Below are 19,754 nucleotides of genomic sequence, written 5' to 3'. Positions count from 1 at the left end.
CGTGGAAGGCTTTGTTCGCGTTCGCACCGTTTCCGGTGTTTCCCGCTGTGTTGTGTCTTTACTTTATCAGGTCTTCCGTGTCCCGCAACTCGGCGGTTTTCGGTGTTCCCGATCGGGGTAAAGCCCGATTGCTTCCTTTGTTCTCCGCCTTTGTGGTGGAGGCTTCCGGGAAGCGACTCTTTCATCCTACATGCCCCGGGCAGTGCCCGAACCGTTTCGGCTGAGAAAGAGAAGATGTCCGATTCGAAGATCCGATCACGCCCACGGAGAATCCGTGTTCGTTTCGATCGAGAGGATTTCGACCCCCCTCGCGGCCTTGGGCCGGTCGGAGGCGACTCGGAGAACACTACCCCCGCCCATCGGCCGAAGCAAACGGTTCCGGTGGTGTCGTGGGTCACATCAACCGAGGATGTGCCCGGTCCCCGTTCCCGGGGCCGCGTAGAGCCACTCGACCTCCAGCTCCACCGACGCCACGGTGGCCGGAGAGAAGGCCGCCAGAGCCTCGGGCCCCACGAAGGAGGAGGCGACCTGGGCGATGGTCGGGTTGTGTCCCACCACCAGCAACGTGTTCACCTCGGGAGCCACATAACCCACCAGTTCCAGAAGGCTCTCCGGTCCGGCGAGGTAGGCGGCCTCGGTGTGGTCGACCTCGGGCTCATGGCCCATCGCCGCCAAGACCCCCTCGAGGGTCTGCCGCGTGCGCAGAGCGGAGGAACAGACGACATGGTCGGGACGGTATCCCCGCTCGACGAGCAGACGGCCGACCGACTCGGCCTGGGCATGCCCGCGATCGGTGAGGGGACGATCGAAATCCGCCGTCCCGGCGCCGTCCTCGGCCTGGGCGTGCCGCATCAGCAACAGAGTGCGGGTCACGGCGACACCACCGTCGCGACGATGGCCAGGAACGCCATGAAGCCGAACATGACCCCGAGGATGACGAACAGCCCCTTCATTCCGGACACCGCGACCCACTCCCTCTCACCTACGTCTTTCCCTCAGGGTAGGTGCGCATATGACGAGGCCGTCCGGGGGTCGGCCCCCGGACGGCCTCGTCGGAGAAGACCTCTTCTCCGTCAGTCCTTACCGACGTCTCCGGCGCGGGCCTCCTCCCTGCGTTCTCCCTCACCGTTCCCGATCACATCGCCGTCGACGTTCCCGGACGGGGACGGGCCCCCGTCTCCGAGCGCCGTACCGCCGTCGTGTTCGGGAGCGGCCTCGGGCTCCACGCTCCCCTCCAGGTCGGCCGGGTCCGTCTCGCCGCCGGCGCCGCGGTTCTTCGACCAGAGCACAGCCGCGACCAGGAGTCCGACCGCGACCACGGTCACCACGACCCGGAGGACGACGTTGTCCGCGTAGATCACCACGCTGGGGGCGACGATCAGCGCGACCAGGTTCATCACCTTGAGCAACGGGTTGATGGCCGGACCCGCGGTGTCCTTGAAGGGGTCGCCCACGGTGTCGCCGATGATGGTGGCCTCGTGCGCCTCGGACCCCTTCCCTCCGTGGTGCCCGTCCTCGACGAGCTTCTTGGCGTTGTCCCAGGCGCCTCCCGCGTTGGACAGGAACACCGCCATGAGCACACCCGCGGCGATGGCCCCACCGAGGAAGGCGCCCAACGGCGCGTACCCGAAGGCGAACCCGACGGCGATGGGAGCCAGGACCGCGAGCAGCCCCGGGGTGACCAGTTCCCTCAGGGAGTCCTTGGTGCAGATGTCGACCACCCGCGCGTACTCCGGCTTCTCGGTGCCGTCCATGATCCCCGGGCGGGTACGGAACTGGTCGCGCACCTCCATGACCACGCGCTGCGCCGCGCGACCGACCGCCATGATGGCCAGGCCGGAGAAGAAGAACACGACGCCGGCGCCGATGATCACGCCGACGAGCACGTCGGGTTCGTCGAGGGACAGGGAGAAGACCTCGGTGTCCCCGAGACGTTCCTGCACCGAGGTCCGGAAGGCCCCGAAGAGAGCGGTGGCGGCCAGGACCGCCGTGGCGATCGCGATCCCCTTGGTGATGGCCTTGGTCGTGTTTCCGACGGCGTCGAGACCGGTGAGGATGTCGGCACCCTTGCCCTCGACGTCACCGGACATCTCCGCGATGCCCTGGGCGTTGTCGGAGACGGGACCGAAGGTGTCCATCGCGACGATGATGCCGACGGTGGTGAGGAGCCCCGTGCCCGCGAGGGCGACGGCGAACAGGCTCAGGGTGATGGACCCGCCTCCGAGGAGGAAGGCCGCGTAGACGGCACCCGCGATGAGCAGGGCCGAGTAGACCGCCGACTCCAGACCGACGGAGATGCCGGAGAGGATGACGGTGGCGGCCCCGGTACGGGAGCTCTCCCCGATGTCCCTGACCGGACGCTTGTCGGTCTCGGTGAAGTAGCCGGTGAGGAGCTGGATGGCGGCGGCGAGCACCAGGCCGATGAGGACGGCGGCGATGGCGATGAACCTCGGGTCCGGGTCGGTACCCGCGGCGGCGATCTCCTGGAGGACGGACTCGCTCACCCCGTTCATCTCCTGGAAACTGCCGGGCAGGTACCACAGGGCGGTCAGGGTGACCAGGACTGCGGAGATCGCCGCGGAGATGAAGAAACCGCGGTTGATCGCGCTCATCGCGGACCGGTCCCTGGCCCTGGGGGCGACGATGAAGATGCCGATCATGGCCGTGATGACGCCGATCATCGGGACCAGGAGCGGGAAGACGAGCCCCTCGGTACCGAAGGCGACCCGGCCGAGGATGAGCGAGGCGACGAGGACCACGGCGTAGGACTCGAAGAGGTCGGCGGCCATGCCCGCGCAGTCGCCCACGTTGTCCCCGACGTTGTCGGCGATGGTGGCGGCGTTGCGCGGATCGTCCTCGGGGATGCCCTGTTCGACCTTGCCGACGAGGTCGGCGCCGACGTCGGCGGCCTTGGTGAAGATGCCGCCGCCGACACGCATGAACATCGCGAGGAGGGCGGCGCCGAAGCCGAAGCCCTCCAGGACGATGGGCGCGTCGCCCCGGTAGAGGACGACGACGAGCGCGGCGCCGAAGAGGCCGAGGCCGACGGTGATCATGCCGGCGACGCCACCGGTGCGGAAGGCGATCCGCATCGCGGTACGACCGTCGTTCTCGCCGCCTCCTCGGGCGGCGGCGGCCACGCGGACGTTGCCGCGGACCGCGAGCCACATGCCGATGAACCCGGTGGCCGCGGAGAGCAGTGCTCCGAGGGCGAAGAAGACCGACCTGCCGATGGCGATGCCCCAGGTGTCGGCGGGGAGCATCAGCAGAAGTAGTGGGATGACGACGACGAAGACCGCGAGGGTGCGGAACTGTCGCTTCAGGTAGGCCCCGGCCCCTTCTTGAACCGCGACCGCGATATTGCGCATTCGCTCGGTGCCCTGGCCGGCGGAGAGTACCTCACGTACGAGCATTCCCGCCACGGCGAGCGCGAGTAGCGCGACCACCATGACGACGATGACAAGTGTGAGATCCCTGCCCTCCAGTGCCAGGACCATGCCGCTTCCCGCGGCGAGGTTGAGCCCAGACAATCCGTCCTCCTTGAGACGGGCACTTTCTTTTCGGCCCCGCCGTCCAAGGTGTGCGGAACAGCCGTCTCACGGGCTCCGGTGCCGCGCACCGCGGTGTGTGCGCCGCCGTCCGAAAGGCTCATGAACTGGAGTGACGGCACACGTGTCGGGGTCGAAGCGGTGCCACCCTTCTGTGTGGTACACGCCGCTCGCGTGACGTTCTCGCGAACGGTGATCCGGGGATTGTACGCACGAATCAGAATGAATAAGAGGGCCGGTTCGGCATTTTCTCAAGAGAGCCGGAAGATGTGACCCCCCGGTGATCTCATGATTCGGATAAATAGTTTCAACGAGCCTTTGGCACTCGAATAACGTTGCATAATGCTTTAACGCCATCGGCACACTAAAACACACATAGAAGCATGAAGCAGGAATGTCCCTCTTCGCCCCCAGGGGCCACAGGAGGCAGCGAGCGCCACAGTGGCCCCCTGCGCCTCGGCTGCGCGGGGGTTTCGGTCCAACCGGATCTAGGCGGTGCGGAGCCGCATTCCCGAGGGGTCGATACCGTCCCCGGAGGTCGCGCGTCCCGCGTCGAGGTCGTCGGCCAGCCCTCGCGCGAACCCGGCCACCCCCGCCACGTCCACGCCGTGCGGGGCGTTCGGTCCGAACGGTTCCACCCTCTCGGCGCCCCGGCGGAGCAGGCGGGCCGCACCCACCCGATTACCGCGCTGGGCGTGGGTGACCCCGACCGCGGTCTGCGCCAACCCGCGCCACAGCTCGCGCTCGGGTTCCGGGGACGACTTCCACACCGCTTCGAGCACCTCGTGCGCGGTGAAGGCGTACCCCTGGTCGAGCAGACGCTGGGCCTCGTTCAACCCTTCCTCCACGGTGAACTCGGCGTCGTCGGGGACCCGTTCGACCTCTCCCCTGCTACCGTGCGGCATCGGCCGCCCATAGCGGTCGCGAGGCCGCTGATTCTGGGCGCGCCCCTCGGGGTTCCGATCGCGTGCGTCGTCCGTTCGGGTCGTCATCCGTCCCCCACCGCCGTTCCGATCTCGCTCGTCCAGCCTACGAGAGCCTCGTTCACCTCGTTCGGGCTCTCCTCATGAAGGAAGTGCCCGGTCCCCTCCACCGGCTTCCAGAGATACGGGCCCCGGACCAGACCCCCCGAGGCCCGAGCGACCTTCGGAGGGCAGACCGGATCCAGCGATCCGTGCAGTTGAAGGACGGGGATGCGCAACGGGGTCCGCATACGCAGGGCGTAGCGGAGCCCATCGGTACGCCAGCGCGATCGGAAGATCCACCGGTGGTATTCGAGCGAGCAGTGCGAGACCTTCGGGATCGCGAAGGCCAGCCGGTAGCGCTCCTCCGTCTCCGCGTGGGGCCATCCCGGCCCGGACCAGGCGTCGAGGAGTTCGCCCACGCGGACACAGCCGTCGGTGAGCAGACGGTGCTCGGGAAGGATCGGTATCTGGGCCCGGAGCATGTGGGAGACGCCCGGACCACCGGAGAGCAGGACACGTGCCGCCCGTCGGGGGTGGGGGGCGGAGAGGACCGCCAGGGCACGGACCGACTCCGGGTGGTAGGAGGCCATCGTCCAACCGACGAGCCCGCCCACGCCGTGGCCGACCACGATGGCGTCGGCCGCTCCCAGCGCCCGGATCAGACCCGCCATGTCCTGGGCCGAACCCACCAGGTCATAGCCGCGGGGCGTCTTGTCACTGGCCCCGTATCCCCTCAGGTCCACGGCGACGGCACGGTATCCGGCCTCGGCCAGCGCCACCAATTGTGAGCGCCAGGCCCACCAGAACTGGGGGAATCCGTGCAGGAGGAGGACCAGGGGCCCCTCTCCCGTCTCGGCCACATGGAAGCGGGCACCGGCGGCGCTGACCGTCCGGTGGTTCCAGGGGCCGTCGACGTAGGCGGCCGAATCGTCCAGCACTCGGGGAGGGCTAGCTGTTCGCCGAGCCGGAGGTCTCGCCCTCCTCGGCGGTGTCGAGGTCGCTCCGCTTGGGCGGACGGATCTCTCCGCGCAGGATCCCCATGAGTCGGGAGGTGGTGACCGCGGTACGGGCCAGACCCTGGCGACGTCGCAGGTTGATGACGGCGACCAGGATGAAGATCAGCGCGATCAGCAGGTAGAACCCGGTGACGGCGAGGAACGAGAGCCAGTACTGCCAGCCCACGACCTCCGCCAGGAAGAGCCCGACGGTGACGGAGAAGAGGATCGCGACGAGGTGCAGGACGACACCGGCGGCACCGAACTCGCCGATGCTCTTCCCGATCTTGGTGGCGTCCGCCTTGGCCTCGAGCTTGGCGAGCTTGATCTCGAGCCGTACGAGGCGGGAGAGGTTGTCGGTGGCGTCGGAGACCAGCTCACCGATGGAACGTTCGGGGTCGCTGGCAGCGCCAGGTCGGCCGGCACCCGGCTTGTCCACCATCGTGGGGGTTCCCTTCTCTCGGTCCGAACACGCGGATGATCCTCCGCATCCTCGCACATGCCCTGCCACGGATGTCTCTCACGGCACGCAAAACGGCGGCCTCGGGTTTTGTCAACGGCCGAACCGTAAAGGCGCCCCGCCCCGTTCCGGGGGCGGGGCGCCACGCGTCGGCCGACCGACGTTCTAGTCGGCCTTGCCCGTAGAGGGCAGCTGCTTGGCGATCACGTCCATGATCGACGCGTCGGTGAGGGTCGAGGTGTCACCGATGTCACGGTTCTCGGCGATGTCACGCAGCAGGCGCCGCATGATCTTTCCGGAACGGGTCTTGGGCAGCTCCGGGACCGCGAGCAGACGGGCCGGCTTGGCGATCGGGCCGAGCGAACCGCCGACGTGGTCGCGCAGTTCCTTCACCAGGTCCTCCGGGACCTCCTCCTGGCCGCCTCGCAGGATGACGAAGCCGACGATCGACTGGCCGGTCACCTTGTCGGTGGCGCCGACGACCGCGGCCTCGGCGACCTTCTCGTGCGAGACCAGGGCGGACTCCACCTCGGTGGTGGAGATGTTGTGGCCGGAGACGAGCATGACGTCGTCCACACGGCCGAGCAGCCACAGGTCGCCGTCCTCGTCCTTCTTGGCGCCGTCGCCGGGGAAGTACAGACCCTCGAAGCGCGACCAGTAGGTGTCCTTGTAGCGCTGGTCGTCGCCCCAGATGCCGCGGAGCATCGACGGCCACGGCTCACGGATGACGATGAAGCCGCCCTCGCCGTTCGGGACCGACGCCCCGTTCTCGTCCACCACGTCGGCGACGATGCCCGGTACGGCGCGCATGGCGGCGCCGGGCTTGCCCGCGGTGACGCCGGGCAGCGGGCTGACCATGATGGCTCCGGTCTCGGTCTGCCACCAGGTGTCCACGACCGGGGTCCTGCCCCCGCCGATGTTCTCCCGGTACCAGACGTAGGCCTCGGGGTTGATCGGTTCGCCGACCGAGCCGATGACGCGCAGGCTCGACAGGTCGTACTCGGCGGGGATCCGATCGCCCCACTTCATGAAGGTACGGATCGCCGTCGGGGCCATGTAGGCGATGGTGACCTTGTACTTCTCGATGATCTCCCAGAAGCGCCCCTTGTGCGGGGTGTCCGGGGTCCCCTCGTACATGACGACGGTCGCGGCGTTGGAGAGCGGACCGTAGACGATGTAGGAGTGACCGGTCACCCAGCCGATGTCGGCGGCGCACCAGTAGACGTCGGTCTCGGGCTTGAGGTCGAAGACCGCCCAGTGCGTGTAGGAGGCCTGGGTGAGGTAGCCGCCGGTCGTGTGCAGGATGCCCTTGGGCTTGGCCGTGGTGCCGCTGGTGTACATGATGTACAGCGGGTCCTCGGCGTCATGGGCCTCGGGCGTGTGCTCGGTGCTCGCGGAACCGACGGCCTCGTGCCACCACACGTCACGGTCGGTCCACTCGACGTCCTGGCCGGTGCGGCGGACGACGAGGACGTTCTCCACGGTGGGGCGGGTCGCGACGGCCTCGTCCACGGCGGGCTTGAGCGCACTGGGCTTGCCCCGCCGGTAACCGCCGTCGGCGGTGATGACCAGCTTGGCCTGACTGTCGTCCAGTCGCTGGCCGAGAGCGTCCACGGAGAATCCGCCGAAGACCACCATGTGCACGGCGCCCAGACGCGCGCAGGCCAGCATGGCCACGACCGTCTCCGGGATCATCGGCATGTAGATGGCGACCCGGTCGCCCTTGGTCACACCGAGTTCGGTGAGGGCGTTGGCCGCCTGGGAGACCTGGTCCTTGAGATCGGCGTAGGTGATGCTGCGGCTGTCGCCGGGCTCGCCCTCCCACTGGATGGCGACCCGGTCGCCCAACCCCGCGTCCACGTGGCGGTCCACGCAGTTGACGGAGGCGTTGAGCCTTCCACCGACGAACCACTTCGCGTACGGCGGGTTCCAGTCCAGGACGGTGTCCCAGGGCCGATCCCACTGGAGCCTCCGGGCCTGCTCCTCCCAGAAGCCGAGGCGATCGGCGTCCGCGGTCTCGTAGACGTCCGCCTTGACGTTGGCGTGCGCGGCCAACTCCGCGGGCGGCGGGAAACTACGGGTCTCACGGAGCAGGTTGGACAGTGTCTCCTGGCTCGTGGGAGTGCTGTCGGCCACTGTGACTCTCCTTACGTTGGCGGTTGACACCCAATTAACCATGTGGTCTATACCTCGTGAACAGCCGGGGTGGCGTCCAGCGGCGGCAAGGGCCGAACACGCGACGAACGGTCGGCGAGCGGCCGTCGGTTCACGATGAGCGGTTCTGTTCTGCCCGCTCCTCGGTGGAGGCACACGGTGTTACCGGCGCGTAGTGTTGGTTGACGTGAGCGAATCGAGTTCTGCCTCCCTGTCCGACCCACTCTCCCGGATCGCCGAGCTTCCGGGCGTGAACGACGCGATCGACGAGACACGGACCCTGGTCGACCGTCTCCGGGACCATCGGATCCTGCGTCGGCGCAGCAACGACGTGTCCTTGGAGTCCTCGTTGCGGGGAGCGTGCGCCTCCGCCGCGTTGGAGGGCGCCGAAGTCTCGATGGACGAGATTCGCGAAGGACACGTGTACGACACGCGGATCAAGGGCGCGCTCCGGATCGGCGGTGAGCTGGGCGGTCTGGTGGACACCTGGCCCAAGGCCCCTCGTCAGACCCTGGCGCGACTGCACACGCTGGCCGCCGCCGACGCGGTCTCCGAAGAGGCCCTGGGGCGCCCCCGCCTGGAGGGCGAGCGGATCGAGGACCCGCTGGAGCTGGGTCCCGCTCCGAGCGCCGCGGTGGCCTCCGCCCGCCTCGAAGGCCTGTACCGATTGCTGGAGTCCCGGACCAAGGTGCCCGCCCTGGTCACCTCCTCTCTCGTGCACGGCGAACTGATGGCGATCCGCCCGTTCGGCTGGGGGGACGGCCTGGTCGCGCGTGCCGCCGAGCGCCTGACCCTCATCGAACGCGGCCTGGACCCGAAGTCCCTGGTCGCCTCCGAGTCGGGGCACAGGACGCTGAAGGACGAGTACGGTCCCGCGTTGCGCGGGTACATGGCGGGAACCCCCGAGGGCGTGGGCGGCTGGATCGTGTACTGCTGCCGTGCGGTGCTCGCCGGAGCCCAGGACTCCCTGGCGACCTGTGAGGCGCTCAAGCGGGGCTGAGGCTCTGTCCGCTTTCCCGGGAACGGCCTTCGCGGCGTTTCCGGGAAAGCCGCTCCGCTTCACCGAACAAGTTTATTTACCAACCAGCAGCCCGACCATTCATATCGGTTCGGTCACGCTTGGAAGTCGGGGAATGGTCGGATTGCCGCGTGCAGATGCACGCGCAGATGGAAGGGCGCCTCGAGTGGAGATACCGGGCTCCCGTTTCCGACCCGACGAAACGGACCACCGGAAGCCGTAAAACTCCACACCAAGCCGGTGAAACCCGGTACCACCGACACTGGTCAGGCCCTACATCCGCTTCGACACGCGGGTTCCGAACATCCGCGCCGGGACACGATCACCCCACGGCCTTCTTTCTTTGTGCGCCGTCCTCCCTTCATCGAAAAGACGAACAATCGTTTTCCCGTTCTCGATTCGCGAGACCATAAGCGAAGCCTCGTGGTAACGTCTGATCCGGAAGTCGAGCGAAGGACCACGCCCATCCGGCGAACACACCGGGACGGGTACGTCCTCGGCCGGGACATCGACAATGCGGACATGTCACGCATGACAGATCGCCGGCCGTTCCCCACAGGACTCGAATCCACGAGCCTTTCTCCTCGATCGGGGGAGCGCCCACCGCGCCCTTCGATCCTCCCCAGGAGAGCGGAACGACGACCCGCCCCCGGGTCGGCTCCGATCCACCCCCGGAACCGGAGTCGGGTCGCCCCAGGTCCCCCCTGTGGGGTCGGCCCACGGGATCCGCTCCGTCACACCTGACGGGCCGGGACACACGAGCGCCCCCGTGCGTGTGTCCCGCCCGCCGGGTGGACCTCGCCCCTCCCGTCTCGGTCCCCCGAGCGGTCGAGGGTTGTCCACAGATCCGCGTACCCCGCTTCCCTCCCTCTCCGGCGTCGGCCATGGTCGAAGAAGCAGCCCCGCCGCCTCCCGGAGGTCCGATGGACGGTCCGCGCCACCCCCTCATCGTCACCGAAGACCCCGCGCTCCTCGACGACCTGCGCAGGGTGGCCGCCGCCGCGGCCACCGAGATCACCGTGGCCCGCACCCCGGAACAGGCGCTCCGCTCCTGGCACCGGGCCCCTCTGGTCGTCGTCGGCCCGGATCTGGAACCGGCCCTGCGCGGCTCGGAACCCGAGCCCGGGCCTCGACCGATCCTCGTCACCCGTTCCCTCGACCCGCGCCCGCTCCCCACGAGGACCACCGGACCGCGCGAACCATCCTCGGACTCCGGACCGAGGCCCCCGGCGGACCGACGAGGGGACGTTGGGGCCCTCTCCTTCGCACTGCCTCGGGACGAGGCGGCGCTCGTCGAACTGTTCTCCTCGATCGACGAACGCGGCACGGCGCCCGTCGTCTCCGTGATCGGAGGGCGCGGCGGGGCCGGGGCCAGCCTGCTCACGATCGCCCTCGCGCTGGCCGCCGGCCGGGCGGGGCGGGACACCGCCCTCTTGGACGCCGACCCCCTCGGATACGGTCCCGACGTCCACCTCGGCCCCGAGCGCTCCCCTTCCTCTCCCCGCACGGGATGGGGAGATCTGGCCGATCGGCGGTCCCGGACCCCCTGGCGGATCCTCCGGGAAGGCCTGCCCCGGGCCGGCCCGGTGAGCGTGCTCACCTGGGCACGAGGCGACGAGGACGCCCAGGGTCTCCCCCTCCCGGCGGGCACGGCCCGCTCGGTCCTGGATTCCGCTCGACGCGGCGCCGACCTGGTCGTCGTCGACCTGCCACGCTCCTTCGACCCGGCGACCCGAGCCCTCTTGAACGGCTCCGACCTGGTCTTGATGGTGGTCCCCGCCGACGTGCGCTCCGTCCTCTCCGCCTCCCGGATGGTCGGCCGACTCCGCCGGGAGACCGACCGGCTCAGGCTGGTGGTACGCGGAGCCCGGGAGGAGGTGCCGGCATCGGTGGTCGCGCGCAACCTGCGCGTGGAACTCGACGCCGACCTCCCCCCGGAACCCGGACTGTCCCGCGCTCTGGCCGCGGGCGAGGTACCGGCGCGGCATCCCCGTTCTCCGATGGCCCGCTACGCCCACCGGGTGGTCTCGCTCCTCCTCGACCGTCGGGAGGCCGGATGACGCGCCTCGAACGTCTGTGGCGATGCGGAGCGGATCGCGCCGCGCCGACCCGGGAACATCGCTCGTCCGACGCCCCGCCCCCTCCCGCCCCTCCGCCCGGCCCGGAACGGGACACCGGCCCGGTGACCGCCGCGCGACGCAGGGCCCTGGTCGAACGCGTCCGCGATCGCTTCGTGGCCGAAGGAGGTCCCGTCACCCCGGCCGGTGTCGCGGCCGCCCTGCGCGCCGAGGGCACCCCGCTCGGCGGGACCGACATGCTCGACCTCACCAGGGAGCTGGGGGCGGAACTCTACGGAGCGGGACCCCTGGAGGCGCTGATGACCACCGGTGTCACCGACATCCTCGTCAACGGACCCGACCAGGTGTGGGTCGACTCCGGAGAGGGCCTGCGCAGGGCCGAGGGGGTGCGCTTCGACTCGGCCGAGGAGGTCCGGCGGCTGGCCCAACGGCTGGCCTTTCGGGCCGGCCGCCGACTGGACGCCGCGTCCCCCTACGTCGACGCGCGTCTCCCCGGCGGGGCGAGGCTGCACGCCGTCCTACCCCCGATCTGCGCCGGCAGCGCCTGCATCTCGCTCCGTCTACCGCCGAACCGGGTGTTCGGCCTCGCGCGGTTGATCGAATGCGGCACCCTCACCCGCTCCGGGGCCGCGTTGCTGGCGGCCCTGGTGGAACGCCGGGTGCCCTTCCTGATCAGCGGGGGCACCGGCAGCGGAAAGACCACCCTGCTGTCCTGCCTCCTGTCCCTGGTGCCTCCGGACCAACGGATCGTGCTGGCCGAGGACTCCCCCGAGCTTCGCCCCGACCATCCGCACGTGGTGCGGCTCCAGACCCGGCCGCCCAATATCGAGGGCAGCGGCGAGGTGACCCTGGAGACCCTGGTCCGTCAGGGGTTGCGGATGCGCCCGGATCGTCTGGTGGTCGGAGAGGCCCGAGGTCCGGAGATCGTGTCCCTGTTGGGTGCTCTGAACACCGGCCACGAGGGCGGCGCCGGCACCCTGCACGCCAACGGCGCGGCGGAGGTCCCCGCGCGGGTGGAGGCGATGGGCTGCGCGGCCGGGATGGACCGGGCCGCCGTGCACAGCCAACTCGCCGCCACCGGTGTGCTCGTCCTGCATCTGGTGCGCGATCGGGCCGGACGTCGACTCGCCGAGGTCCGTACACTACGGCGCCGTCCCTCCGGGCTGGTGAGCGCGGTGCCGGCGGTGGCCTTCGATGGAGAGGGCCACCGGCACGAGTACGCGGGGGTAGCGGAGCTCTCCCTCCGACTCGGCGAAGGGTGGAGGCGATGACGTTCCTGGTGGTGTGCGCTCTGGGCGCCGCCCTGTTGTGGTCGTCCCCTCCCGGCGGTCGTCACCGATTGGCCCTGTTGCTGCCCGGCACCCCTTCCGTGCTCCGACGGCGCCCACCGGCGTGGCGTCTCCCCTCGTTCACCGACCGCACGAGCGCCGAACGACGGCGGGCGGTGATCTCGCTCTGTCGTGTGATGGCGGCCGAGCTCCGGGCCGGCCAGCCGCCCGAACCCGCGTTGGCCACGGCCTCGGTCGAGGTCGGACCCCTCGTGGGCGGGTTGTCGGACGTCGCCTCGCTGCGCCGTGCGGCGGGGCGAGAGGAGGACCTGCGGGCCCTGGCGTACCTGGCGGCGTGTTGGGAGGTGGCCTCGGAGACCGGGGCGGGTCTGGCCGACGTGGTGGACGAGCTCGCGGCCGGACTCACCGAACGGGAGGAGTTGCGGGCCGAGGCCGTCGCCCGGACCGCGGGCCCCAGGACCACGGCCCTGGTCCTGAGCGGGTTACCCCTGGTGGGGCTGGTCATGTCGGCCGGGCTCGGTGGTTCCCCACTGACGTTCCTGTTCACCACGGCGTGGGGGCTCCTGTGTCTGTCGGTCGGGGTGGCCCTGGACCTGGTCGGAGCCTGGTGGACCCTGCGCATGGTCAGGGGCGCGGTGCGGTGATCCGTACCTCGATTCGTGCGACCGAAAGGGGATGAGGGATGTTCTTCGAGGTGACGACCGTGCTCTGCGCGGCTGCCGCCGTGACGGTGGCCTCGGGCCCCGGACGTGGCTCCGGCCCGGCTCGTCCCCCGCGGCTCCCCCGCCGGCGCCCACCGACGTGGTGGATTCCGGTGACGATCGTGGCGGGAGCGGTCACGGTGGCGACCGTGCTGTTCGGTCCGCTCGCCGGACCCCTCGTCTTCGCCGGGGCCGCCGCCGTGTGGTGGCGGAGAAGGGGACGTTCCTCGCCGGAGCGGCTTCCGGTCGACACCGACCTCCCGATACTGATCGGTCTGATCGCCTCGGGGATCCGGGCCGGCGCCACCCTTCCGGCCTGTCTGACCGCTGTCTCCAGGGCCGCCACCGGCACGTCCGGAGCGGAGTTGGCCGCCGTCGCCGAACGTCTGCGGTTGGGAGCGGAACCCGCCGAGGCCTGGCGACGTTCCGCCCTACCCGCTCCCCTGCTCGCGGTGGGACGCGATCTGGCCCGGGCCTCCGAGACCGGGGCTCCGGTGGCCGATCTCCTCGACCGGCACGCCGCGGATCTGAGGAGAGCGTCTCGAGCCCGGTCGATGGAACGGATCGAACGCCTGGGTGTACTGGTGATCGCCCCTCTGGGGACATGTTTCCTGCCGGCCTTCATCCTCATCGGCCTGGTTCCGATGGCCGCCGGTCTGCTCGACGCCGCTCTGGCTCACTGAGGAGGGGTGCCCGCACCAAGCCACGGTCCGGACCCGTCAGGAGGACGGAGAGGGAGAAACCCCGGGAGAGGGTGCCGTCCCCTCCGGCTCCGCTTCGAGAAGGTGGGCCGGGCCGGCACGGGAACGGGCCCGGACCGTCCGGGGCAGGACGGTCGAGGAGAGCGCGACCGTCACGGTGACCGTGTGGACGTCGACGGCGCACTCGTCGAGATCGGCTCCGTTGGCCCGCGCGGTCTCCCGAGCGACCGCGCAGGCCGCCTCCGTTCCCCGGTGAGCCCGGGCCGCCGCCGACAACGCCGCGAGGTCGGCGGCGGTACCGGCGCGGTCGCGTTCCAGGCGGACCGCGGCGATGGTGAGCACGGTGTGGACCAGGAACCACGACACCAGACAGCAGGAGACCCACCAGACGGCGGCGGATCCCATGTCGTCGCCCCTCACAGGCCGGGCTCCAACGGGACCGAGGCGTCCCCGGCCACCTCGACGGACGGTGCCCATTCCGGGCCGAGTCGGAACGCGGCCGACACGGAGACCAGGGCGGTGCTCGACTCGGTGGTGAGATCGACCCGTGCTCCGGCGGGGGCGGCCTCCTCCGCCAGGGAACGGGCCCTTTCCGGTGTCTCACCCCGGGCCAGCGCACGGGCGCCGATCCGGGCGGCGTCGGCACAGGAGAGTTGGGCGTTCGCCGCCCCGACCCCACCGAGTCCGATCGTCAACACCACCAGGAGCGCGGGGAGCACCATGGCCGTCTCCATGGTGACGGAGCCGCGCTCAGCGGTCGGAGCCGAGCGCATCGACGATGGTCGAGGTGAGGGCGGACTGGACGGGATCTCCGGTGACGATGAGGTAGAGGATTCCGGCGAGCGCGACCGCGGCGACGGTGCACATGGCGTACTCCGCGGTCGTCATCCCCCGGTCATCGGGGGGCGTGCGGTCGTTCGAGCACTGATAGGGGAACACGGGACCTCCCTGGTCACGGGGGTGTGGTCGCCACCCCGGTACTTCCAGGTTGGTCGGTCGGGGGGCGTCGGGGAAGTGGCGATCCACAGCCTGTGGACAACCCACCCGAACCGCCGCACCCCCCGTTCCGCCCGAGCCCCACCGGACACCGCGGAACGTTCGCTCAGGGGTCGGTGGCCACCTTCCCCAGCACCTCGTCGAGGAGGCGCAGGGCACCGGACTTGCTCAGCGGCTCGTTCCCGTTGCCGCACTTGGGCGACTGGACACAGGAAGGACAGCCTTGATCGCACTCGCAGTCGGCGATCACCGCCCGGGTGGCCGTCAACCATTCGTGGGCGGCCGCGTATCCGCGCTCGGTGAACCCGGCCCCGCCCTCGTATCCGTCGTAGACGAACACCGTCGGTCTTCCGGTGTCGGCGTGCAGCGAGGTCGAGACCCCTCCGATGTCCCACCGGTCGCAGGTGGCCAGTAGCGGCAGCAGCCCGATCGAGGCGTGTTCGGCGGCGTGCGCCGCTCCGAGCAGGCCCACGTCCTGCCCTCGAAGCCGGTTCTCGGCGTCCTGGTCGAGGGTCCACCAGACCGCGCGGGTCTGGAGGGTGCGTTCCGGCATGTCGAGGGGCTGCTCGCCGAGGACTGCGCCGGTGCGCACGTCGCGTTTGAGATAACCCACCACCCGGCGGACGACCTCGACCTCTCCGAAGTGCACGGTGGCCCCGCTCGGCCAGCTCTCACCGCGCAGTTCGGAGCGGATGGTGATGTCCGTGGTGTCCCTGGCCCAGGTGCTGTAGGGGGGTTCGGCCTCGTGTACCAGGGCGACGCCCTCCGTCAGGTCGAGTTCGTCGACCAGGTGGGTCACCCCCTGGTGGAGGTAGACGGCTCCGGGGTGGACGGTGCCGTGCGCGGCCGCCTCGTCGATCTCTCCCAGCAGTTGTCCGCTGCCCGTGTCGACGATCTGTACCGGCGCACCACCCGAACCTCGGATATCGGCGAGGTCACTAGCCCTTTCGTTGCTGGTCCAGAACCAGCCCCGGGGCCGCTTCCTGAGCAGTCCCCCGGCCACGAGATCGTCGAGTCTCTCACCGGTCGTCCCACCGAAGAGGGAGAAATCCTCATGGGTGATCGGCAGCTCCTGAGCGGCCGCACAGAGGTGAGGACCCAGAATATGGGGGTTTTCCGGATCCAGGACGGTGGCCTCGACCGAGCGTCCGAAAATGGCCTCGGGGTGATGCGCCAGGTAGGTGTCGAGGGGGTCGTCCCGGGCGATGAACACGGCCAGGGCGTCGCCGCCCCGTCGTCCCGCTCGCCCCGCCTGTTGCCACAGCGAGGCCAGCGTGCCGGGCCATCCGGCGATGAGCACCGCGTCCAGACCGCTGATGTCCACGCCCAGTTCCAGGGCGTTGGTGCTGGCCAGCCCCAGGAGCTCGCCCGTGCGGAGCGCCTCCTCCAGGGCCCTCCGATCGCCCGCGAGGTAACCGCCCCGGTAGGCCGCCACACGGTCGACCAGATCCTTCTCGCCCCGCTCGGCCAGTAGGCGTTGCGTGTTCAACGCGACGACCTCCGCGCCCTGACGGGAGCGTACGAACACGAGGGTGCGCACCCCCTCGACGACCAGGTCGGCCAGCATCTCCGCGGCCTGAGAGGGCGCGGTACGTCGAATGGGCGCCCCCTGTTCGCCGGTCATGTCGGTCAGCTCCGGCTCCACGAGGGCCACGGACATCCCCGGCCGGGGCGATCCGTCCTCGCTCACCGCGACGACCGGCACCCCGGTCAGCCGGCCGGCGCTCTCGGCGGGCGACCCCGACGTGGCCGAGGCCAGCACGAACACCGGTTCGGACCGGTGGCGGGCGCACAGCCTGCGTAGACGCCGCAGGATCTGGGAGACGTGCGACCCGAACACCCCTCGGTACCGATGCGCCTCGTCGATCACCACGTAGCGGAGCCGACGGAGGAAGCGGGTCCAGGCGGGGTGTCCGGGAAGCATCCCGTGGTGCAACATGTCCGGATTGGTGAGGACGTAGTTCGCGTGTTCACGGACCCAGGAGCGCTCCTCACGAGAGGTGTCACCGTCATAGACGGCCGCCCTCATGCCCGAAAGTCCCAGGTCCGTAATCCACCGGAGTTGGTCTTGGGCGAGCGCCTTGGTCGGCGAGAGATAGAGCACCGTTCCTCCCGCGTCGATCGCGTCCACGGCGGGTAGGAGGAAGGCGAGCGACTTCCCCGAGGCGGTGCCCGTGGCTATGATCACATCGCGGCCCGAACGTGCGAGATCGGCGGCTGCCGCCTGGTGGGACCACGGTTTCGTGATCCCCCGTTCGGCCAGTCGCGCGACCAGGCGGGGGGCGGTCCACGTCGGCCAGTCCCCGCTCTCTCCCTCGTTCCGGGTCACATGCTCGATATGGGTGACCTGCGGGTACCGTGTGTCATCACGCCATACACCGGGGAGCACGGGCTCCGATCGCCTCATCGAGACCCCTCCTCACTGGACACGTTCACCGAGCTCGGGACCCTGGGAACACGCCCCGGGCATCGATGGACATCGGTTTCAGTGTGACATCCGGGGGAAGAGTTGCGCGGGGTCGTCGCTTTCCGTTCATGGCGGGAAGACACTCACCGCACCCGTGGTTGAATGCGTGCTGGTGGGGTAACGCCCGGCAGAGACCATTCGCGTAATTTCGCGGTTCGGCGCTGGAGGACTAGTGGACTTGAAGCTTGATCATTACACCGAGGGCGACACCGAGATCGTCGTCGTTGAGGGTGAGATCGATGTCTATACCGCGCCCCGGCTCCGTGAGCTGCTGATCGACCTCGTCAACAAGGGCAACTTCCACCTCGTGGTCAACATGGAGAAGGTGGAATTCCTGGACTCGACGGGTCTCGGTGTGCTCGTGGGCGGGTTGAAGCGCGTCCGCGCGCACGACGGGACGCTGGACCTGGTCTGCACCCAGGAGCGGATCCTGAAGATCTTCCGGATCACCGGTCTGACCAAGGTGTTCGGCATCCACGAAACGGTGCAGGAAGCCATCGACAAGCGCTCCTCGAAGTAGCCCAGAGCGAGCGATGGCGACCATCACGCTCACGATCAGCGCGCTTCCCGCCCACGTGCGCACGGCTCGGCTCATGGCCGCGACCGTGGCACGTCGGGCGGGTGTCGCCGCCTCCGCGATCGACGAGATCAGGCTGGCGGTCGGTGAGGCCTGTTCCCGGGCTGTCGCGGCGCACAAGCTGCACTGCCCGGAGCAGCCGATCCTGCTCCAGCTGATCGACGGTGGCGGACCCGATCCGGTGGCGGACCCCCGCGCCGAGATCCCGAGCGGTAACGGGAGCGCCCCTCGGCGTTTCGAGGTCGTGGTCTCCGACCAGGCCCCCTCCAAGGACGCCGAGGAGACCGCGAACCCGCTCGAACCCCTGCTCGACGGACTCTTCCTCGACGGAGACGACACCCCTCCCGGCGGTATCTCCGGTTTCTCCCCCGGCCTCGGCCTGGCGGTGATCACCGGTCTGGCGGACGAGGTGAGCATCGATCCCCGTGACACGGGCACGGTCGTTCGGATGAGCTGGCCGCTCACCGGCGACGACCCGCGAAGCGGCGAGCCGAACTGACCCGTCCGGCCGTCGATCGACGGCCCGCGAACGACGAACACGACGAAGGGGCGTCCCCCACCGGGGAGGCGCCCCTTCGTCGTGGCCGGCCCGGGACGGCGCCGTGGCGCCTCCCGGGGCACGATCAGTCGCAGGTCTGGGAGGAGACCTCCTCGGTGGCCGTCAGCCCCTTCTCGGCGTTCTCGGCGACCTCGTCCGCGGTCAGGACGTAACCGGTCTCGTCCTCGTTCGTGGCGGCGGCGAAGACCACCCCGTAGACGGTTCCGTCGGGTGCGAGCAGGGGACCGCCGGAGTTACCGGGGCGCACCACGGCGCGGACCTGGTAGATCTCCCGGCTGACCTGCTGGGAGTGGTAGAAGTCCGACCCCTGCGCCGTCTGGCGGGCCCGGATCCGGGCGGGGACCGCGGTGAAGCCGCTGTTGCGCGGGAAGCCGGCGACGACCGCGTCGTCCCCCTGCTCCGCGTCGCCGTCGAACTCCAGGGCGGGCAGGTCCAGGCCGGGGACGTCCAGCACGGCCAGGTCCTGCTGGGCGTCGAACAGCACCAGCGTGGCCGGGAGCTGGTGCCCGTCCCTGGTGACCACGCGCAGGTCGTCGGTGACCCCGGCGACCACGTGGGCGTTGGTCATGATGCGGTTCTCGCCGTACACGAATCCGGTGCCCTCGACCCGCCTCTGACAGGAGGGCGCGGTGCCCAGGACCTTGACCACGCTGCGGCTGGACTCGATGAGCTCGGGGGTGGTGAGCACGTCCGGGTCCGGCGGCTCGACCTCCGCGAGGTCGCCGGTGCCCAGACCGCTGAAGACCTGGGGGAAGGCGCTCTGGTCCACGATCCGTCGGAAGGTGGAGAAGCCCTGGTGGGCGGCGTCGGGCATCAGCGCGTCCACCGAGTGGAGGATGCGCGAGTCCTTGACCTGCTGTGACACGTAGGGAAGCGCGGAGTTGGCGACCGTGCTCCCTATGAACCAGGCCACGAGCAGGACCGAGACGCCACTGACCACGGCGCCGCCCAACGCGTCCAGGACCCGGGCCGAATCCCAGGTGACCCTGTTGCGCACCAGTGTGCCCAGATAGGAGGTGAGGAACTGGCCGAGCGCGGCGGCGAGGAAGACGACCGCGATCGCCAGCAGCGCCCGCCGCCCGGGGTCCTCGATCCAGTTCTGGATGTGATCGGGGGCGGTCAGCGCGGCGATCACGCCTCCGCCGACGAAGCCGACGAAGCTGAACACGCCGACGATGAAACCCTGCCGGTAGCCGGTCACCGCGAAGAGCAGCAACAGGACGACCAGAACCGCGTCGAGCACGGT

At 69.7% G+C, this 19,754-nt stretch carries 18 protein-coding genes; 7 read left to right on the top strand and 11 right to left on the bottom strand.

Annotated elements, in window-relative coordinates; genetic code table 11:
- Window positions 1-399 precede the first annotated feature (399 nt).
- The 6 genes from U9J66_RS25390 to acs form a co-directional block, all read right to left on the bottom strand.
- On the bottom strand, window positions 400-873 hold the full coding sequence (locus U9J66_RS25390) for a SixA phosphatase family protein (protein WP_326338972.1): 474 nt from the start codon (window positions 871-873) through the stop codon (window positions 400-402).
- A gap of 200 nt (window positions 874-1,073) precedes the next feature.
- A complete protein-coding gene (locus U9J66_RS25385; protein ID WP_042285777.1) occupies window positions 1,074-3,497 on the bottom strand; it encodes a sodium-translocating pyrophosphatase in 2,424 nt (807 codons plus the stop codon).
- Window positions 3,498-4,036: 539 nt separating this feature from the next.
- Complete coding sequence (locus tag U9J66_RS25380) at window positions 4,037-4,540, bottom strand: DUF309 domain-containing protein (protein WP_026125304.1); 504 nt, start codon at window positions 4,538-4,540, stop codon at window positions 4,037-4,039.
- A complete protein-coding gene (locus tag U9J66_RS25375; protein ID WP_017536188.1) occupies window positions 4,537-5,451 on the bottom strand; it encodes an alpha/beta fold hydrolase in 915 nt (304 codons plus the stop codon). The genes U9J66_RS25380 and U9J66_RS25375 overlap by 4 nt, the downstream gene beginning before the upstream one ends.
- A 10-nt stretch (window positions 5,452-5,461) precedes the next feature.
- Window positions 5,462-5,950: a phage holin family protein gene (locus tag U9J66_RS25370; protein WP_014909062.1), complete on the bottom strand. Its 489-nt coding sequence runs from the start codon at window positions 5,948-5,950 to the stop codon at window positions 5,462-5,464.
- Window positions 5,951-6,133: 183 nt separating this feature from the next.
- Window positions 6,134-8,104 carry an acetate--CoA ligase gene (gene acs, locus U9J66_RS25365; RefSeq protein ID WP_042285716.1) on the bottom strand — a complete coding sequence of 657 codons (1,971 nt, stop codon included), beginning with the start codon at window positions 8,102-8,104 and terminating at the stop codon, window positions 6,134-6,136.
- 205 nt (window positions 8,105-8,309) lie between these two features.
- Here acs and U9J66_RS25360 point away from each other — a divergent pair, with 205 nt between their 5' ends.
- The 5 genes from U9J66_RS25360 to U9J66_RS25340 all read left to right on the top strand — a co-directional run bounded on the left by U9J66_RS25360 (window position 8,310) and on the right by U9J66_RS25340 (window position 13,891).
- Window positions 8,310-9,122, top strand: coding sequence for a hypothetical protein (locus U9J66_RS25360; RefSeq protein ID WP_026125303.1), 813 nt, complete (start codon window positions 8,310-8,312; stop codon window positions 9,120-9,122).
- 941 nt (window positions 9,123-10,063) lie between these two features.
- Window positions 10,064-11,200, top strand: a complete 1,137-nt coding sequence (gene ssd / locus U9J66_RS25355; protein WP_326338969.1) for a septum site-determining protein Ssd — start codon at window positions 10,064-10,066, stop codon at window positions 11,198-11,200.
- The gene (locus U9J66_RS25350) at window positions 11,197-12,489 is read left to right on the top strand and encodes a TadA family conjugal transfer-associated ATPase (protein WP_161110900.1); all 1,293 of its coding nucleotides are present in this window, start codon (window positions 11,197-11,199) and stop codon (window positions 12,487-12,489) included. Before ssd ends, U9J66_RS25350 begins: the two co-directional genes overlap by 4 nt.
- The gene (locus U9J66_RS25345; protein WP_326338968.1) at window positions 12,486-13,151 is read left to right on the top strand and encodes a type II secretion system F family protein; all 666 of its coding nucleotides are present in this window, start codon (window positions 12,486-12,488) and stop codon (window positions 13,149-13,151) included. The genes U9J66_RS25350 and U9J66_RS25345 overlap by 4 nt, the downstream gene beginning before the upstream one ends.
- A gap of 38 nt (window positions 13,152-13,189) precedes the next feature.
- On the top strand, window positions 13,190-13,891 hold the full coding sequence (locus U9J66_RS25340) for a type II secretion system F family protein (RefSeq protein WP_326338967.1): 702 nt from the start codon (window positions 13,190-13,192) through the stop codon (window positions 13,889-13,891).
- 36 nt (window positions 13,892-13,927) lie between these two features.
- Here U9J66_RS25340 and U9J66_RS25335 read toward each other — a convergent pair whose 3' ends face one another.
- The 4 genes from U9J66_RS25335 to U9J66_RS25320 form a co-directional block, all read right to left on the bottom strand.
- Entirely contained in the window at window positions 13,928-14,314 is a 387-nt protein-coding gene (locus U9J66_RS25335) for an Rv3654c family TadE-like protein (RefSeq protein WP_014913342.1), read from the bottom strand.
- Window positions 14,315-14,325: 11 nt separating this feature from the next.
- Complete coding sequence (locus tag U9J66_RS25330) at window positions 14,326-14,682, bottom strand: TadE family protein (protein WP_017536180.1); 357 nt, start codon at window positions 14,680-14,682, stop codon at window positions 14,326-14,328.
- Window positions 14,660-14,797, bottom strand: a complete 138-nt coding sequence (locus U9J66_RS25325) for a DUF4244 domain-containing protein (protein WP_084570328.1) — start codon at window positions 14,795-14,797, stop codon at window positions 14,660-14,662. The genes U9J66_RS25330 and U9J66_RS25325 overlap by 23 nt, the downstream gene beginning before the upstream one ends.
- Before the next feature lie 214 nt (window positions 14,798-15,011).
- Window positions 15,012-17,312 carry a DEAD/DEAH box helicase gene (locus U9J66_RS25320; protein ID WP_326338964.1) on the bottom strand — a complete coding sequence of 767 codons (2,301 nt, stop codon included), beginning with the start codon at window positions 17,310-17,312 and terminating at the stop codon, window positions 15,012-15,014.
- A gap of 232 nt (window positions 17,313-17,544) precedes the next feature.
- Between U9J66_RS25320 and U9J66_RS25315 the strand changes: the two genes are divergently transcribed.
- Entirely contained in the window at window positions 17,545-17,892 is a 348-nt protein-coding gene (locus U9J66_RS25315) for an STAS domain-containing protein (RefSeq protein ID WP_017536177.1), read from the top strand.
- A 13-nt stretch (window positions 17,893-17,905) separates the two neighbouring features.
- Window positions 17,906-18,448 carry an ATP-binding protein gene (locus U9J66_RS25310; RefSeq protein WP_017536176.1) on the top strand — a complete coding sequence of 181 codons (543 nt, stop codon included), beginning with the start codon at window positions 17,906-17,908 and terminating at the stop codon, window positions 18,446-18,448.
- Window positions 18,449-18,572: 124 nt separating this feature from the next.
- On the opposite strand, the gene U9J66_RS25305 is transcribed toward U9J66_RS25310, so the two are convergent.
- The gene (locus U9J66_RS25305) at window positions 18,573-19,751 is read right to left on the bottom strand and encodes a MarP family serine protease (RefSeq protein WP_014911944.1); all 1,179 of its coding nucleotides are present in this window, start codon (window positions 19,749-19,751) and stop codon (window positions 18,573-18,575) included.
- Between the last annotated feature and the right edge of the window lie 3 nt (window positions 19,752-19,754).

It is taken from the genome of Nocardiopsis sp. LDBS1602 (assembly GCF_035818715.1).
In the GTDB taxonomy this organism is placed as follows: Bacteria; Actinomycetota; Actinomycetes; order Streptosporangiales; family Streptosporangiaceae; genus Nocardiopsis; species Nocardiopsis alba.
This window is presented reverse-complemented; position numbering and strand designations above follow the sequence as displayed.

Coding starts and splice junctions, on each gene's coding strand:
- U9J66_RS25385 (WP_042285777.1), bottom strand. CDS start 3,497: ATGGTCCTGGCACTGGAGGGCAGGGATCTCACACTTGTCATCGTCGTC.
- U9J66_RS25380 (WP_026125304.1), bottom strand. CDS start 4,540: ATGACGACCCGAACGGACGACGCACGCGATCGGAACCCCGAGGGGCGC.
- U9J66_RS25370 (WP_014909062.1), bottom strand. CDS start 5,950: ATGGTGGACAAGCCGGGTGCCGGCCGACCTGGCGCTGCCAGCGACCCC.
- ssd (WP_326338969.1), top strand. CDS start 10,064: ATGGACGGTCCGCGCCACCCCCTCATCGTCACCGAAGACCCCGCGCTC.
- U9J66_RS25350 (WP_161110900.1), top strand. CDS start 11,197: ATGACGCGCCTCGAACGTCTGTGGCGATGCGGAGCGGATCGCGCCGCG.
- U9J66_RS25345 (WP_326338968.1), top strand. CDS start 12,486: ATGACGTTCCTGGTGGTGTGCGCTCTGGGCGCCGCCCTGTTGTGGTCG.
- U9J66_RS25340 (WP_326338967.1), top strand. CDS start 13,190: ATGTTCTTCGAGGTGACGACCGTGCTCTGCGCGGCTGCCGCCGTGACG.
- U9J66_RS25335 (WP_014913342.1), bottom strand. CDS start 14,314: ATGGGATCCGCCGCCGTCTGGTGGGTCTCCTGCTGTCTGGTGTCGTGG.
- U9J66_RS25330 (WP_017536180.1), bottom strand. CDS start 14,682: ATGCGCTCGGCTCCGACCGCTGAGCGCGGCTCCGTCACCATGGAGACG.
- U9J66_RS25325 (WP_084570328.1), bottom strand. CDS start 14,797: ATGACGACCGCGGAGTACGCCATGTGCACCGTCGCCGCGGTCGCGCTC.
- U9J66_RS25320 (WP_326338964.1), bottom strand. CDS start 17,312: ATGAGGCGATCGGAGCCCGTGCTCCCCGGTGTATGGCGTGATGACACA.
- U9J66_RS25310 (WP_017536176.1), top strand. CDS start 17,906: ATGGCGACCATCACGCTCACGATCAGCGCGCTTCCCGCCCACGTGCGC.